Raw genomic sequence first — 15,950 nt, 5'->3', positions numbered from 1 at the left:
TTCGATCCCGCTAGGCTCCATTTCATTTGAATAATGAATATCTTTTTTCGCGGTGTAGCTCAGCTGGCTAGAGCGTCCGGTTCATACCCGGGAGGTCGGGGGTTCGATCCCCTCCGCCGCGATTTTTAAAGAGCCTGGACCTTTAGCTCAGTTGGTTAGAGCAGACGGCTCATAACCGTCCGGTCGTAGGTTCGAGTCCTACAAGGTCCATAGTGACGTTGTAAGTTCCATATTGGAGGATTACCCAAGTCCGGCTGAAGGGAACGGTCTTGAAAACCGTCAGGCGGGTAAAACCGTGCAAGGGTTCGAATCCCTTATCCTCCTTACTTTGTGAGTTACTATAAAGTAGTTGATTCGCAATTATATTATCGCGGGATGGAGCAGTCTAGTAGCTCGTCGGGCTCATAACCCGAAGGTCGTAGGTTCAAATCCTGCTCCCGCAATTGACTTTGAATTTTCAAAGTCGACAATTAAAAAAACTAAAATCATGGTTTGGTAGTTCAGTTGGTTAGAATGCCTGCCTGTCACGCAGGAGGTCGCGGGTTCGAGTCCCGTCCAGACCGCCATGCGGGTGTAGTTTAGTGGTAAAACCACAGCCTTCCAAGCTGTTGTCGCGAGTTCGATTCTCGTCACCCGCTTTTAGTTTTTTTATGGGCCTATAGCTCAGCTGGTTAGAGCGCACGCCTGATAAGCGTGAGGTCGATGGTTCGAGTCCATTTAGGCCCATTAGTACAAAATCTTATTGGTTTTGGGGAAGTACTCAAGTGGCTGAAGAGGCGCCCCTGCTAAGGGTGTAGGTCGGGAAACCGGCGCGAGGGTTCAAATCCCTCCTTCTCCGTTTCAATATTTCACCTGGCCCGTTGGTCAAGCGGTTAAGACACCGCCCTTTCACGGCGGTAACACGGGTTCGAATCCCGTACGGGTCATGATTATAGTTTTATATTGGAGGATTACCCAAGTCCGGCTGAAGGGAACGGTCTTGAAAACCGTCAGGCGGGTAAAACCGTGCAAGGGTTCGAATCCCTTATCCTCCTTTCTTTGAGAGTTACTACAAAGTAGTTGATTCGCAAATTATATTATCGCGGGATGGAGCAGTCTGGTAGCTCGTCGGGCTCATAACCCGAAGGTCGTAGGTTCAAATCCTGCTCCCGCAATTGACTTTGATTTTTCAAAGTCACCAAATAAGAAACTAAATATGGTCTGGTAGTTCAGCTGGTTAGAATGCCTGCCTGTCACGCAGGAGGTCGCGGGTTCGAGTCCCGTCCAGACCGTTTGGCTCGGTAGCTCAGTTGGTAGAGCAATGGATTGAAGCTCCATGTGTCGGCAGTTCGATTCTGTCCCGCGCCATAATGCGGGTGTAGTTTAGTGGTAAAACCACAGCCTTCCAAGCTGTTGTCGCGAGTTCGATTCTCGTCACCCGCTTTTAGTTTTTTTTATGGGCCTATAGCTCAGCTGGTTAGAGCGCACGCCTGATAAGCGTGAGGTCGATGGTTCGAGTCCATTTAGGCCCATTAGTTTCACCTGGCCCGTTGGTCAAGCGGTTAAGACACCGCCCTTTCACGGCGGTAACACGGGTTCGAATCCCGTACGGGTCATTAAAGATACTTTCTAAAGTATCTTTTTTTATTTGTAAGAATGATTTCAAAAGACTTAAGATAGTTATCGTAGGCGATGATTGTTTTAGGTCTTTTTATTTGATTCTATAGGTGATCAGAAATAGAATGAAAAAAATTTGATTCTGCTGAAAAGGATTTGTTGTATACTTATGCTCCTAAACTTTGAACCTTTTTTATTTGCTATTCTTTAAACATGTAGCATAGTGAAGCGAAATGATTACCTGGGATAAAGGAAATAACCAGCATAATCAATGAACTATTCAAATTTTTAAGTAATTACGTTAAAAAAACAAGCGTAAATTTCAAATATCTGCTATACTTGGTTCGTTGCAAGTTCCCGAGAGGATCCGTCATCGACGGAGATGCCTTGTAACCGAATTTAACTAGGGGGAATCACTATGGGAGAAAGACATTTATTTACCTCAGAATCTGTTTCTGAAGGACATCCAGATAAAGTTGCTGATCAAATCAGTGATGCGATCTTGGATGCAATTTTAGCAAAGGATCCAAATGCACGTGTGGCTTGTGAAACATCTGTTACCACTGGTCTTGTATTGGTATTTGGAGAAATCTCAACCACTGCCTACGTGGATATTCAAAAAGTGGTACGTCAAACGATCAAAGAGATTGGCTACACACGAGCAAAATTTGGCTTTGATGGAGATACAGTAGCTGTATTAGCTGCAATTGATGAACAATCACCAGATATCGCTCAAGGTGTTGATGAAGCACTTGAGATTCGTGACGAAGCGAAGAGAGATGTATTGGATGAGATCGGTGCTGGAGACCAAGGATTGATGTTTGGTTTTGCAGTCGATGAAACACCTGAATTAATGCCTTTACCAATTGCATTAAGCCATCGTCTAGTTCGTCGTTTAGCTGATTTACGTAAATCCAATGAATTAACTTATCTACGTCCAGATGCAAAATCACAAGTAACAGTTGAATATGATGACAATGGTCAGCCAGAACGAGTGGATACCATCGTTATTTCAACACAACATGATGATGCAGTGGACAATGAAACAATTCGTCATGACGTCATTGAAAAAGTAATAAAAGAAGTTATTCCAGCTGAATTACTTGATGACAACACAAAATACTACATCAATCCTACTGGTCGCTTTGTTATTGGGGGACCTCAAGGAGATGCTGGGTTGACGGGAAGAAAAATCATCGTTGACACATATGGCGGCTATGCTCGTCATGGTGGTGGAGCATTTTCTGGGAAAGATGCTACTAAGGTTGACCGTTCAGCAAGTTATGCCGCTCGTTACATTGCGAAAAACATTGTAGCAGCTGGTTTGGCAAGAAAAGCTGAAGTTCAGTTAGCCTATGCGATCGGTGTTGCACAACCTGTATCTATTTCAATCAATACTTTTGGTACGTCAACTGTTCCAGAAGAAGACTTGATTGCCGCTGTGAGAGAAAACTTTGATCTACGACCTGCAGGTATTATTGAAATGCTTGATTTACGTCGTCCAATTTATCGTCAAACAGCAGCTTATGGTCATTTCGGTCGTACGGATATCGAATTGCCATGGGAAAAAACAGATAAAGTTGATGCAATTAAAGCAAGCTTAGCAAAATAGCTTTTTGATGGCTGGAATGGTTCTCTTTATGGGATCATTCCAGTTTTTTTTATCCAAACGGCTGAAGAGAAATCCATGGTCGTTTTTGATTCGTGTTTTTGATAAATGATAAAGCCTATTTTTTTTGGCTAAAATTTATTTGGCAACAATAAAAAAAGGAGGAATAAGATGAAAAGAGAAACAAACGTCAAATTAGTAACGATCAGTGTGTTTATTGCAACTTTCATGACAGCAATTGAAGGAACGATCGTGACCACTGCGATGCCTACGATCGTCGGCTCTCTTCACGGTATGGAGATCATGAATTGGGTATTTTCGATTTATTTACTAACGAATGCGATGCTGACACCGATCTATGGCAAACTTGCAGATAAAGTGGGGAGAAAACCTATTTTTATCTTTGGAACGCTATTATTTATTATTGGTTCTTTATTTTGTGGACTTTCTCAAACAATGATGGGGTTGATTGCTGCTCGTGCTGTTCAAGGAATGGGCGCTGGAGCAATGATGCCAGTGGCGTTAACGATCATTGGCGATTTATATACGATTGAAAAAAGAGCAAAAGTTTTAGGTTTGAACAGTTCGGCTTGGGGAATTGCTAGTGTTTTTGGACCATTAGCTGGAGGTTTTATTGTAGAAACGATCAGTTGGCATTGGATCTTTTTTATTAATGTACCAATCGGGCTTTTATTGATGGTTTTGATCTGGCTTTATTTGAACGAACCACAGAGAGAACATGAGTCAAAACCGATGGATCTATTCGGGAGCTTTAGTTTGATGGCGATGTTGGTTGCTTTACTTCTTGGATTTCAATTGTTAGGGGATCAAGGATTTACTCCAGTAGTGATCGGGCTTTTGATCGGAAGTCTTCTTTTATTATTTTTATTTATTGCAGCCGAAAAAAGAGCCAAAGACCCTGTGATCATGTTGCATCTTTTTGCTAATCCACTATTTGTGGTCGTGAATCTAGCAGCAGCTTTAGCCAGCGGGTTCTTAATGGGCATCGATGTGTATATCCCAATGTGGATGCAAGGGGTATTGGGGCTAAATGCTGCAGTAGGAGGATTGGTCTTAGCACCGCTTTCACTTGTTTGGATGGTCGGTTCTTTCTTAGCAAGTAAGTGGATGACTCAAATGGCAACGAATTGGGTATTACGAATTGGTCTGTTAATTGCTTCTCTAGGTGGTGCCTGGCTCTGGTTAATGCCATTTGAAAGTAATTTTTTATGGTTCTTTGCTATTTCAACGGTCATTGGTGTAGGACTAGGAATCACCATGACTACCTCAACTGTTAGTGCCCAAAATAGTGTGTCTCGAGATCAACTAGGGGTAGCTACCTCGTTCAATACATTGGTGCGGACGATTGGACAAACTGTGATGGTAGCAGTCTTTGGCTTATTAATCAATGGAGTAACACAACGGGAGCTGAATGCGACTAATTTGACGAATGATGCAGATATCATGAATAAGCTAGTCAACCCACAAACAGCTAAAAACATTGCGTCAGAGTTGATCACGCCTTTACGGAAGATTTTATATGAAGGATTGCATCAAGTCTATTTTGTGGGGCTATTACTAGTAGTGGTCGCTTTTGCATTGACATTTGTCGTTCGTGAAAAAAGTGATAGAATAAGAGAGTATTAGTACAAGAAAGTAGTACTAAATGTTACTTTGTGAGGTCGTTTGACCAATTATTTCACAACGATAACCGGTGTTAGAATAGTTGTTTTATCAAAATTTGTCATTATTGGTCAGGTCAAAAACACTATTTTTCACACCTTAGAGAGGATGTTTCAACGTGGCATTTATTCAAGCAAATATTTATTCAAATGTTTTAGAGATGGAAGTAAACCTGAATGTAATCCTTCCACAAACAACAAATAAAGTGATCGGTACGAGTTCACAACAAGCGACAACAGATGTTCCTGTCTTATACCTTCTGCACGGAATGGGAGGAAATCATAGTGTCTGGGAGCGTCGGACGTCGATTGAAAGATATGTCGCAGACCATGGATTAGCGGTCATTATGCCTTCTACTGATCTAGGTTGGTATACCGATACGGCATATGATATGAAATACTGGACGTTTATTTCAGAAGAGCTTCCCGAAATCTGTCATGAACTGTTTCCACAATTAACGACAAAAAGAGAAAAGACTTATGCTGCTGGATTATCAATGGGTGGCTATGGTGCTTTGAAACTTGGGCTGGCAAAACCAGAAAATTTTGCTGCAATCATTTCTTTATCAGGAGCCATTTCAGTAGGCAATCGGATGGATGATTTATTGATGATTCGAAAGGCAAAATTCTGGGAGGGCGTATTTGGACCGTTAGATCAGATCAAAGGTTCAGTTAATGATCCTCAGTATTTATTAGAAGAATTAGTAAAGAGTGACAAAACAGCACCTCGTATCTACTTGGCATGTGGAGAATCAGATTTTCTTTATCAAGCAAATCAAGAAATGACCGATTCATTGAAAGCAAATGGGATTGGCGTAACCTTCGAACATGGTCCTGGCGAACATAATTGGGTATTTTGGGATCAGTGGATTCAACGTGCTTTGGAATGGTTATTTGAAGAAAAATAGGTGAAGACCCCTTGATCTTTCTTAGCTTTTGAGACTATTTTCAGGACGATCGCTAGGGCTAGGACATTGTCTTGGCCTTAGCTTTTTTATAGGACGAATCACAAGGTAATAATTTGAAAGAGGTGTTTTTTTGGAAGAGATAAAGCATTGTAAAGAATCGATAGTCATTCAAACACATCGGATTTTTCCGTTCGATCTTAATCCTTTTGGGTTTTTATTTGGTGGAAAATTGATGACGATGATTGATGATGCTGCGTCGATCTCTGTGACAAGACATTGTCGCAGAGGTGCAGTTACCGCTTCTTTAGACAGCTTGAATTTTTTGAAGCCGTTGCATGAAAACCATTCTGTGTGTGTAGAATCTTATGTAAGTGGTACTCATCATAAATCGATGGAAGTATTCGTTAAAATTATTGGGGAAAATCTGACGACTGGGGAGCGTTACTTAGCCGCAACTTGTTTTACAACATTTGTCGCTGTTCCGTCTCATATGAATGAAGAAACGGAATTTACAGTACCTAAAGTCATACCGGACACGGCAGAAGAAAAACTAGTGTGCGCAGGATACGAAAAACGGCGCAAACAGCGTTTACAAGAACGAGAAGAATACCGAGCTTTTGCTGCTCAATTATCAACAGACCTTCCTTGGTTAAAAAATGAAGGAATAGATGATTAGACTGCTTCATCTAGGATAAGTGAAATGGCTAAACTAGTAGCTAAACTGACTATTACTTGTGGAATAGGAAGTTTTATTCACGTAGTCAACTCAAACAGTAAACAAAAAATCATGAAGGCAAGTTCGTGAACTTGCCTTCATGTCTTTTTTTGTTTACGATTCTTTTTGTACAGCCAACCCTTGAAGATAGATCGTCACACTATCAAGAAAGAGTTGTTTTTCATTTTCTTGGTGCTGGTGAGCGGTGATACTAGCCTTTAGACCAACTAGTGCATTTTCTTCGACATAACTTTTCATAGAAAGAATAGCATCTTTGAGTAAGTGATTACCGGTCATGATTTTGTGCCGAAGATTCTGTTCATGCTGTTGATCCATCAGTTGACCAATCAACAAGTTATGAAGAGCAAACACTGCTTGACGACTACGGTCAATCGAAAAGCCCGCTTGGATAAGAATCTGGATCATCATTTCTAAGTGTTCCAAACGACTCGCATAAGAAGGAACGGTATTGATTTCTAGCTCTGCACCACAAGGAAAGTGGGTGTAAAGGTCGTAGTAGTTTTCCATGAATTGAACAAGGCGTTCCTGCCAAGGTAAACGAGGATCGGGAATGATTAGTTCATTTTCCATGAATTCAGCCATTTTTTGGAGCAAGTCTTGCTTATTTTTGAAATACCAGTAAAGCGCAGGGGCTTTTACTTGAACTTTTTGAGCAAGGTTTCGCATAGATAGTTTTGATAGTTCTTGCGTTTCTGCCAGAATCGCAAAAGCAGATTTGATAATCATTTCTTGGGAAAGCTTTGGTTCCAAATTTAATCAACCTCTTGTATTGCAATATTTTTTTAAACATGGTAAATTGTTAGTCGGCCTTATTTTACAGTGTTAAATAAGACCTGTCAATTTTAATAAAAAGGGGTGTAACAACCAATGGGCTTAATTTTAAGACATGCAAAAAAATACAAAGTTGCTGTATTTATTTCATTGTTTTCTGTAGCGATTATGGTAAGTGCCGCATTATGGCAACCGAAGCTTTTACAACAAGTATTAGAAGCTATTATTACAGAAGATAACGACAAGATGAAAACGATCGGTGTATACTTGATCAGTTTAGCTTTGTTAGGACTAGCAGCTGGAGTTTCAAATACGATTTTTTCAGCGAAAGTGGCACAAGGGATTAGTGCTGATATTCGGGAAGAAGCATTTCGTAAAATCCAGACTTTTTCATTTGGAAATATCGAAAAATTCTCTGCTGGAAATCTAGTAGTTCGACTAACAAATGATATTACACAAATTCAAAACCTAGTCATGATTTCTTTACAATCGCTCTTTAGAATTCCATTTCTGTTTATCGGGGCTTTTGTTTTGGCAATGATGACGATGCCGCAATTATGGTGGATCATTGTCGCATTGATCGTAGCAGTTTTCTTGATTACAGCTTTATCATTTACCAGAATGGGTAAACATTTTATGATCATCCAAAAACTGATTGATAAAGTCAATAGTATTGCCAAAGAAAATCTTATGGGGATCCGTGTAGTCAAATCTTTTGTCCAAGAAGACAATCAATTGAAAGAGTTTAGTAAAGTCAGCGAAGATCTAACGAAACACAACATCATTGTGGGAACCTTGTTTTCTGTGATGATTCCATCCTTTATGTTGGCTGCTAATTTAGCAGTAGTTGGCGCAATCTTTTTTGTTAGTGATTTAGCAAAAGATGATCCAACCTTAATCGGTGGTTTGGCTTCTTTCATGAACTATTTGATGCAGATCATGATGGCAATCATTATTGGTGGAATGATGATGATGATGACATCAAGAGCTGCAGTTTCATTGAAACGGATCAAAGAGATTTTAGACACAGAACCAGATTTAACATACCAAGATGTGCCGGAACAGGATTTAACTGGATCAGTCACTTTTGATCATGTTTCTTTCCGTTATCCTGGCGATGATGCAGACACATTGAAAGACATCAGTTTTTCGATCCAACCAGGGGAAATGGTGGGGATTGTTGGTGCAACAGGAGCTGGTAAATCGACACTCGCTCAGTTGATTCCACGATTGTTTGACCCAACAGAAGGAAAAGTGGAAGTAGGCGGTGTAGATTTAAGACAAGTCAATGAAAAAAGCTTACGTCACACTGTATCCTTTGTTTTACAAAAAGCGATCCTTTTCTCTGGAACGATTGCGCAAAACTTGCGTCAAGGGAAAAAAGATGCTTCTGAAAAAGATATGGAACATGCTTCTGCGATTGCTCAAGCACAAGAATTTATCGAAAAATTAGCGGATCGCTATGAGGCTCCTGTGGAAGAACGTAGTAGTAACTTTTCAGGTGGACAGAAACAACGGTTGTCCATTACCCGAGGTGTCATTGGTGATCCTAAGATTTTGATCTTAGATGATAGTACCAGTGCATTAGATGCGCGTTCTGAAAAGTTGGTTCGTGAAGCATTAGCAAAAGAATTAAAAGGCACTACTACGATTGTGATCGCTCAAAAAATCGCTTCTGTTGTCAAAGCAGACCGGATTCTTGTGTTAGATGAAGGCAGATTAGTGGGTGAAGGAACACACGAAGAACTAGTAGCAACCAATCGGGTGTACCAAGAAATTTTCGAAACACAAAAAGGAACGGAGGAGTAGCCATGACTGATTTAATAAAAGCCAGTAAGTTTTTCTATCACTATTTAAAACGGTATAAGGTCTCCTTTTTCTTTATTTTTGTTACAGTTATCATTGCCACTTATCTTCAAGTGAAGGCGCCACAATATATCGGAGAAGCCTTTCAAGAACTAGCTAACTATGTTGGGTCTTTGATGCAAGGAGTCGATGATAAGAGTCGCTTCGTTTCCATTATTTGGAAACTATTAATGTTTTATGTTTTAGCGAGTGCCGCAAACTTCATTTACAGTATCTTATTTACGCAAGTGGTGGGTAAATCGACGAATCGGATGCGTATTGGTTTATTCAATAAACTAGAAAAATTGACGATCCGCTTCTTTGATTCTCATCAAGATGGGGAAATTCTTAGTCGATTTACGAGTGATTTAGATAATATCCAAAATAGTTTGAACCAAGCTTTGCTCCAAGTAATCACCAATATCGTTTTACTTTTTGGGATATTGATTATGATGTTCCGCCAAAATGTTGAGTTAGCTTGGGCAACAATTGCTTCTACACCAGTGGCAGTTTTGATTGCTGTTTTGATTATCCAAAAGGCAAGAAAATACGTTGATTTACAACAAGACGAAGTTGGGAAATTGAACGGCTATATGGATGAAAAAATCAGTGGTCAACGTGTCATCATCACCAATGGATTACAGGAAGAGACAATTGATGGTTTCTTAGAACACAATGAGACTGTTCGTAAAGCAACGTTTAAAGGACAAGCTTATTCAGGATTGCTTTTCCCAATGATGCAAGGGATGTCTTTAGTGAATACCGCAATCGTCATTTTCTTTGGTGGATGGTTAGCACTGAATGGGGATCTGGAACGCTCGGTTGCTTTAGGATTGGTAGTTACGTTCGTTCAGTATTCCCAACAATATTATCAACCATTGATGCAAATTTCATCTGGTTATAGCATGATCCAATTAGCGATCACAGGGGCACGTAGACTGAATGAGATGTTTGCTGAAAAAGATGAAGTAAAACCAGCGAATGGTCAATCCTTTGATGGGATCGATAAAGGCTTATCTTTGGAACACGTTGATTTTGGTTATAACCCTGATAAATTAGTGTTAAATGATGTATCTATTGATGTAAATAAAGGCGAAATGGTCGCGTTAGTTGGACCGACTGGCTCAGGTAAAACAACGATCATGAATCTATTGAATCGTTTTTATGATGTGAATAGTGGTGCAGTAACGATTGATGGGACAGACATCCGTGAGTATGATTTAGATGCTTTACGAAAACATGTAGGAATCGTTTTACAAGAATCCGTCCTATTCTCGGGTACTATTCGCGACAATATTGTCTTTGGGAAACCTGATGCGACAGATGAAGAAGTGATCAATGCCGCTAAGCAGGCGAATATTCATGACTTTATCATGAATCTAGAAAAAGGGTATGAAACAGAAGTATCTGAAGAAAACAACTTGTTCAGTACCGGTCAGAAACAATTGATCAGTATTGCCAGAACGATCATTACGAATCCTTCATTGTTGATTTTAGATGAAGCAACAAGTAACGTGGACACAGTAACAGAAGCTAAAATCCAAAAAGCCATGGACGAAGCAATCAAAGGACGTACCAGCTTTGTGATTGCCCACCGGTTAAAAACGATTTTAAATGCAGATCGTATTGTTGTTTTACGTGATGGAAAAGTAATCGAAGAAGGAAATCATCATCAGTTGTTGGCAGAAGATGGCTTCTATGCTGAACTTTATCATAATCAGTTTGTCTTTGAATAATCTGTTTTTAATGAACAAATAAGCTAACTAATAGACTACTTAGAAGAGGGAATGGCTCTTTTCTAAGTAGTCTTTTTTTGCATATAGAGATCTCTTTGACTTTAGCTATTGTGAGATAAGAATCGTTATTTTTCAGACTTGTCTGAAAAAGTTGAAGTAAGCTGTTTCAAGAAACCTGTTATATTTCATGTTAAATAAGGCGCTCCTTAAAAACTATAAAAAGGCAGGTAATGGGTATGAAGGTAAAAATAAGGCAGGTGTGCTTACAATTGATGATGCTCTTGACGATTTTGGTTCCTTTGTCCAACCCGCTCTTTTTGATGGGGCCGCTAGTCCATGCTTCCTCAAATGGTCATTTCCAGGTAACTGGACAACCAACAGGTTTTCAATTAGGTGAGGCTTACGGGAACAATGATAACGGCGTCCAATTGATGATCGATCCTGAAAAAGACGGCACGTATACGAGTGATTTGCCCGAAACAGGTGTTCCAAGCGATACGAATGTCCGCCTTCAAATCAATTGGTGGTTGGTCGATGACGATATTTATCCTAGTGGCGATCTAATGGCTAATGAACGCTATACGATCATTGAAAATATTCCTGACACATTATTGATTCCAGCAGGTGGTCTATCGGGTGAATTGATGGATGAAACTGGACGATTTTCTTTTGGTACGTTTTATGTAAATGAGGATCGTAGTATAGCGATCCAATTTAATACCCGTATTTATAATTTTAGTGAGATTCAGGGCTCGTTTTCTATTGATACGAGTTTTGATAATATTACCGAAGAATTGATCGTAGATTTGGGAGAATATGGTGTAGTTGAAGTGCCAATCATTGTTAAAGGAGAAGAGATCGTTGAAAAACAGGGAATTAGTTTTAATCGGGACACTGGAATTGTTGAATGGGAAGCGTTGATCAACGAAGAACATCGGGCGTTGACAAATGTGAAAATCACAGATTTCTTTGGTGATAACCAGGAATTTGTGTCAGTTAGTATCCAAAAGAAAGAAGTTGAAGATGAACAGTTCCATCCTTTATTAGCAAGTGATTATAGTCAAGCGCAACAAGACAACCAAATAACTTGGACGATCAGAAATAATGAAGCACCTAAACGAACCGCTTATCGATTAATCATCCGTACCAGAGTCAAAGATCTAAGCCAACCAACTGTTCATAATCAACTCATTGTCGAAAGTGATGAGTTGGGTCGGACAGAAACGAATGATGTCGAATTTGATATCGTAAAACAAGACTTTTCAAAACGAATAGCTAAAAATCCAAATGGATCAGACAAAATTGATTTTTATCGGGCGACAGATGAGCCTGGTCAACCAACGGGGAATCGCGAAGCGTATGACTATGTACTCGTGACTTGGCAAATCGACACGTATTATTACGTCGATGGTGAAAAAGACCCTATCGTCGATCGATTATCCGTCATTCCAGCAAACGCTGCGAGCCATACCTTTGAACAAAACTCACTGCAGATCACTGGAACGAATGCGGAAGGCTTTACAGTCGGTTTCAATGCAGAAAACACAGAGATGACGCTCACACCACCAGGGGATGCGAATGGCACCTACCGAATCACCTACCAAACGAGGATACAAACGACGGATGGACAGGTTTCAGCGGATACGATCCAGTTTTCCAACCATGCGATCCAAGGAAGTTTTGGTGAAGGTAGCGCTGGCGGAATCATTCCTAACCCAAGCATGCCAGGGATCGTAAAACGTGGAGTTGGGGGTGACCAGACTCAGCAGATCCAACATTGGGAGATTTTGTTCAATCAGGAAAACAAATTAGTTGAACAAGTAGAAATCCGTGATTCTTTCATCATCTTTGAAGAGGATCTCGTGCGATTGTTCGATCCTAATAACTATCACGGCTACTATGAGAACAATGTTCGTCCTTTTAAATGGATCTATTATGCTCGCTCATTACTAGAATCGACATTAATCATCACAGATGACGTAGGCAACACATTAGAAAAGGGTGTTGATTTTGAGTTGGTTTTGCATAATCTTTCTGAACCAGGCGAACGATTGATGTTGCCAGATGGGAGTTATTTACATTAAGCGAATAGTGCTTATCAAACAGGGTTTACGATCCGCTTGATTGGAGATTACGAAACAACGGATCGAACCATTAAGATTCATTTTTCAACGAAAGAGCATCAGTTATCTAGTAGAGGTTATTTAAAAATCTGGGATGAAGCCCCTTCTCAGTTCAATAGAAGTAATTACTATTCCAGCGATCCAGTAGTCCAAGGGATCTATCCTTGGTTAGGTGGAACGTATATCCATCCAGATATTACGTTCTTCAACTACGCCAAAGCAACTTGGCGGCAAGGAGACGTTCAGTATTCTCAAGATTCAGTTGGTTATGGAACATTTGGCAATTGGCACTATAGCCTCATAAACGATGGACATAAAAAAGGGTTATTCCTACAGCCAGGGCAAAAGTATGAAGAAGCAATCGCTGAAGATGCAGAACAAGCTGATGCTGGAAATATCGGAACGTTTGAATATTGGACAGATGAAAGTTTTTCAAATGAGAGTCGACAACCGGTCTACACTGGAATCGTTGATCGCTACCAAACACTGTTTCGTCTAGAATTCAATCCTTCCAGTGGTCCATTACCAGCAGGAACCGTCATTGAAGATGATTTTTCGACCCTTGCTGGTTGGGAGTTTAAGCCAGACTCTGTTCACGTCTTTCAGGGGACCGCCAACCTAGCTGGTCCGATTGATCCTGATACGAATCAACACCGCTGGAAAATAGCGGCAGGAGATTATGCAGGGAATGAACGACTAGTGGAAGGTACGGATTATCGCCTAGAATATGATCCGCAGACACAATTGATGCGGATCGTTCTCTTAAAAGAGAGTCATCGACCAATCGTTATCTTCTTCATTGCCGATTATGTTGCCACTCAAGAACTAGCTGATAATCCATTACTAGCAGGTTCTTATAAAAATATAGCGACACTGACAAGTCCTGGTGGGCGCAAGACAGAAGTAGAAACGCAAGTCACGATACCGACAGAAAGTTTAGTGATCAAGACGGGTGAAGTAGCAGACGACGGCGAACATATCACCTACCGCGTGATCGTGAATCCAGGTGGCGCCAAATACCAGAATTTGTATCTCTTTGATCTCATGGATCATGAAGAAGAAACGACGCTTCTGCTAGATCCCGATACTGGAAAATATCGAATCAACGTTTTTGAAGGAAAATACAATCCCCAGACTCAGCAATTTGAAAAAATACGCCGTTTAATCGATGAACAAGATTTTCTACTGTTGGCACCACAACAACTCTTAGTCCCATATTTGCCAGAGTACATTGGCGTAGATGGGCGAGGTGCTTATCAAATCTTTGAATGGCAAGCAAATCCAGAAAATGATACAAGTGAAGCTCATTGGATCAGTCAGCAAACAGGAAGAGCTTTAAGTGAGCCAGGTGTGAAGGCAGAAACCGCCTTTGACCAGTTAGCTGCGGACGGTTTGATCAATTTATCGCAAAAAACCGCTCATTTCCAATTAGTTGTAGGTGATAATACTGGTCAGTCAGAAGTGACAGATAAAACATTGATCGTAGAATATACTGCCCAAACAACCGCTGATTCTGTCAATAATCGTGCAGGTGTTTTCTTGAATGGAAAACAAAAAGTGACGGAAGAATCCATTACGGACATCACGACGGGCGAAGGTTATGCTTCAGGAATCCACCGAATCGTGGAATTCTATAAAGCCGATCACGAAGGAAATGACCTTACAGGTTCAGAATTCCGTTTAGAGAAAAAATCTAAAGATTTTTTCCAAGAACAATTTCCTGAAAGAGTATTAGGGACATTTACGGTAGATAATCCTACTCAGATCGGTGGTGTTCATGAAGAAGAGGCTTATGGATTGACGAACGGAATCTATCGTCTGACAGAGATTACTCCACCAGCAGGTCCGTTTGCTGTACTACCAGAGCCCATTTATTTCAAGGTACAGGCATCAGGAACGACTAGTAGAAAAGAGGAAATTTTTTTCACCGATGAACAAGGGATTCCAGTGACACAAGAACGAGCAACGATCCAATTAGACAATGGACAGTTCAAGTTGACTGTTGAAAACCGACCAAAGCCTTTCATGATCGAAAAAAATTGGGATTTTACCACGCCTAATGCGGCAGTACCAGAGGAGATCAAAGAAGATTATGAAATTACGGTCAATTTATTAAGGGAACAACGGCATGAACAAAGCGATGAGTGGCGCTTGGATGCTTCATTCACACCCATGACTTTCACTTTAAATCAGGAGAATGAGTTTAAAGTGCTGGTCGAAGAGTTAGCCGATTTAGGTGAGGATTATCGATATATCGTAAAAGAAACCAGCATCATCAATACCAAAACAGGAAAAAACCTGCAACCTTATTTTGATTTAAGTAGTGGAGAAGAGGAAGATCAAGTTGATAATCTCAATAAGATCGTAAAAGACGCTAATCACAATTGGAAAATCATCCTGAAAAATAGTACGACACCTGAAAGTACCCCTGAACGTGTCTATGTGGGATTTGAGAAACAATTTGAATTCAGCGATTTAGATTACTCGAGCATTAACTACATTACCTTTGAGTTATTTAGAAGTGTCGAAGAAGGGGAAAAGCAGAAAATCCAAACGATTCTCTTAACGCCAGGAGATACAGGTGAAGGGTTGAAATGGATCAGTAACCGCTTGGAGAAATTTACTCCAGATGGTCAAGCTTATCATTATTACATTAGAGAAATAAGTATCACGGATCACGAAGGTAGTGACCTTTCTGAACGATTTAGGCTAGCTGATACAGATTACATTTTGTTACAACCACATGAAGCTGTCCAAAACTTGGACGAAATGGAAGTCGTACCAATCATGAATACGGAAACGTCTGGCTTATTGCCAATGACAGGTGGACCTGGACTTCGCTTCTTTCTAATTGCAGCCCTCACTACCATTGTTTTATTACTAGGTTGGTTGTTCTATCGCTTGAGAAGTAAGCGAAATAGCAAATAGTAATTAGGACGGTCTG

At 40.4% G+C, this 15,950-nt stretch carries 9 protein-coding genes, 17 tRNA genes and 1 riboswitch (1 of these 27 cut by a window edge); of the genes, 25 read left to right on the top strand and 1 reads right to left on the bottom strand.

The genetic code is table 11. From position 1 onward, the window contains the following. The 21 genes from IGJ18_RS12650 to IGJ18_RS12550 form a co-directional block, all read left to right on the top strand. Positions 1–20: transfer RNA gene (locus IGJ18_RS12650), tRNA-Ala, on the top strand (it extends 53 nt beyond the left edge of the window). Positions 21–48: 28 nt separating this feature from the next. Then, positions 49–122: transfer RNA gene (locus IGJ18_RS12645), tRNA-Met, on the top strand. A 14-nt stretch (positions 123–136) separates the two neighbouring features. Continuing rightward, positions 137–210: transfer RNA gene (locus IGJ18_RS12640), tRNA-Ile, on the top strand. Positions 211–234: 24 nt separating this feature from the next. Further along, positions 235–324: transfer RNA gene (locus tag IGJ18_RS12635), tRNA-Ser, on the top strand. 45 nt (positions 325–369) lie between these two features. Beyond that, a tRNA-Met gene (locus tag IGJ18_RS12630) sits at positions 370–443 on the top strand. A gap of 46 nt (positions 444–489) precedes the next feature. Continuing rightward, a tRNA-Asp gene (locus IGJ18_RS12625) sits at positions 490–566 on the top strand. Position 567: 1 nt separating this feature from the next. Further along, positions 568–638, top strand: a tRNA-Gly gene (locus IGJ18_RS12620). Between the two features lie 14 nt (positions 639–652). Continuing rightward, positions 653–726: transfer RNA gene (locus IGJ18_RS12615), tRNA-Ile, on the top strand. Positions 727–750: 24 nt separating this feature from the next. Continuing rightward, positions 751–838 (top strand) — tRNA-Ser (locus tag IGJ18_RS12610). A gap of 16 nt (positions 839–854) precedes the next feature. After that, positions 855–926, top strand: a tRNA-Glu gene (locus IGJ18_RS12605). A gap of 18 nt (positions 927–944) precedes the next feature. Beyond that, a tRNA-Ser gene (locus tag IGJ18_RS12600) sits at positions 945–1,034 on the top strand. A gap of 46 nt (positions 1,035–1,080) precedes the next feature. Beyond that, positions 1,081–1,154, top strand: a tRNA-Met gene (locus IGJ18_RS12595). Between the two features lie 43 nt (positions 1,155–1,197). Continuing rightward, positions 1,198–1,271 (top strand) — tRNA-Asp (locus IGJ18_RS12590). Positions 1,272–1,274: 3 nt separating this feature from the next. Beyond that, positions 1,275–1,347, top strand: a tRNA-Phe gene (locus IGJ18_RS12585). Positions 1,348–1,351: 4 nt separating this feature from the next. Then, positions 1,352–1,422 (top strand) — tRNA-Gly (locus tag IGJ18_RS12580). Positions 1,423–1,437: 15 nt separating this feature from the next. Then, positions 1,438–1,511: transfer RNA gene (locus tag IGJ18_RS12575), tRNA-Ile, on the top strand. A gap of 12 nt (positions 1,512–1,523) precedes the next feature. After that, positions 1,524–1,595 (top strand) — tRNA-Glu (locus tag IGJ18_RS12570). Positions 1,596–1,938: 343 nt separating this feature from the next. Then, positions 1,939–2,017: riboswitch (SMK box riboswitch) on the top strand. Beyond that, positions 2,015–3,208: a methionine adenosyltransferase gene (metK, locus tag IGJ18_RS12565; RefSeq protein WP_034868017.1), complete on the top strand. Its 1,194-nt coding sequence runs from the start codon at positions 2,015–2,017 to the stop codon at positions 3,206–3,208. It overlaps the preceding riboswitch by 3 nt. Before the next feature lie 168 nt (positions 3,209–3,376). Then, entirely contained in the window at positions 3,377–4,852 is a 1,476-nt protein-coding gene (locus IGJ18_RS12560) for an MDR family MFS transporter (protein WP_053765574.1), read from the top strand. A gap of 154 nt (positions 4,853–5,006) precedes the next feature. Beyond that, entirely contained in the window at positions 5,007–5,795 is a 789-nt protein-coding gene (locus IGJ18_RS12555; RefSeq protein ID WP_010736957.1) for an alpha/beta hydrolase, read from the top strand. Between the two features lie 130 nt (positions 5,796–5,925). After that, positions 5,926–6,471 (top strand): acyl-CoA thioesterase, encoded by a 546-nt coding sequence (locus tag IGJ18_RS12550; RefSeq protein ID WP_010721040.1) that lies wholly within the window; start codon positions 5,926–5,928, stop codon positions 6,469–6,471. Between the two features lie 153 nt (positions 6,472–6,624). Here the strand turns inward: IGJ18_RS12550 and IGJ18_RS12545 are convergent, their stop codons facing one another. Beyond that, a complete protein-coding gene (locus IGJ18_RS12545) occupies positions 6,625–7,281 on the bottom strand; it encodes a TetR family transcriptional regulator (protein ID WP_010721039.1) in 657 nt (218 codons plus the stop codon). Between the two features lie 117 nt (positions 7,282–7,398). On the opposite strand from IGJ18_RS12545, the gene IGJ18_RS12540 reads away from it, so the two are divergent. The 4 genes from IGJ18_RS12540 (at position 7,399) to IGJ18_RS12525 (ending at position 15,934) form a co-directional block, all read left to right on the top strand. Continuing rightward, the gene (locus tag IGJ18_RS12540; RefSeq protein ID WP_034868009.1) at positions 7,399–9,111 is read left to right on the top strand and encodes an ABC transporter ATP-binding protein; all 1,713 of its coding nucleotides are present in this window, start codon (positions 7,399–7,401) and stop codon (positions 9,109–9,111) included. A 2-nt stretch (positions 9,112–9,113) separates the two neighbouring features. Further along, positions 9,114–10,883, top strand: coding sequence for an ABC transporter ATP-binding protein (locus IGJ18_RS12535; RefSeq protein ID WP_438843401.1), 1,770 nt, complete (start codon positions 9,114–9,116; stop codon positions 10,881–10,883). A gap of 230 nt (positions 10,884–11,113) precedes the next feature. Next, positions 11,114–12,967, top strand: coding sequence for a hypothetical protein (locus tag IGJ18_RS12530; protein WP_438843400.1), 1,854 nt, complete (start codon positions 11,114–11,116; stop codon positions 12,965–12,967). Between the two features lie 36 nt (positions 12,968–13,003). Then, a complete protein-coding gene (locus IGJ18_RS12525) occupies positions 13,004–15,934 on the top strand; it encodes a prealbumin-like fold domain-containing protein (RefSeq protein ID WP_438843399.1) in 2,931 nt (976 codons plus the stop codon). Positions 15,935–15,950 lie beyond the last annotated feature (16 nt).

This window comes from Enterococcus sp. AZ078, from assembly GCF_051714985.1.
GTDB lineage: Bacteria > Bacillota > Bacilli > Lactobacillales > Enterococcaceae > Enterococcus_B > Enterococcus_B hirae.
Note: the sequence above shows the minus strand (reverse complement) of the source record. Positions and strands in the feature narration are given on the sequence as shown.

What these genes read in the sequence shown, in the direction of transcription:
- metK (WP_034868017.1), top strand. Translation starts at nt 2,015, where the DNA reads ATGGGAGAAAGACATTTATTTACCTCAGAATCTGTTTCTGAAGGACAT.
- IGJ18_RS12560 (WP_053765574.1), top strand. Translation starts at nt 3,377, where the DNA reads ATGAAAAGAGAAACAAACGTCAAATTAGTAACGATCAGTGTGTTTATT.
- IGJ18_RS12540 (WP_034868009.1), top strand. Translation starts at nt 7,399, where the DNA reads ATGGGCTTAATTTTAAGACATGCAAAAAAATACAAAGTTGCTGTATTT.
- IGJ18_RS12535 (WP_438843401.1), top strand. Translation starts at nt 9,114, where the DNA reads ATGACTGATTTAATAAAAGCCAGTAAGTTTTTCTATCACTATTTAAAA.
- IGJ18_RS12530 (WP_438843400.1), top strand. Translation starts at nt 11,114, where the DNA reads ATGGGTATGAAGGTAAAAATAAGGCAGGTGTGCTTACAATTGATGATG.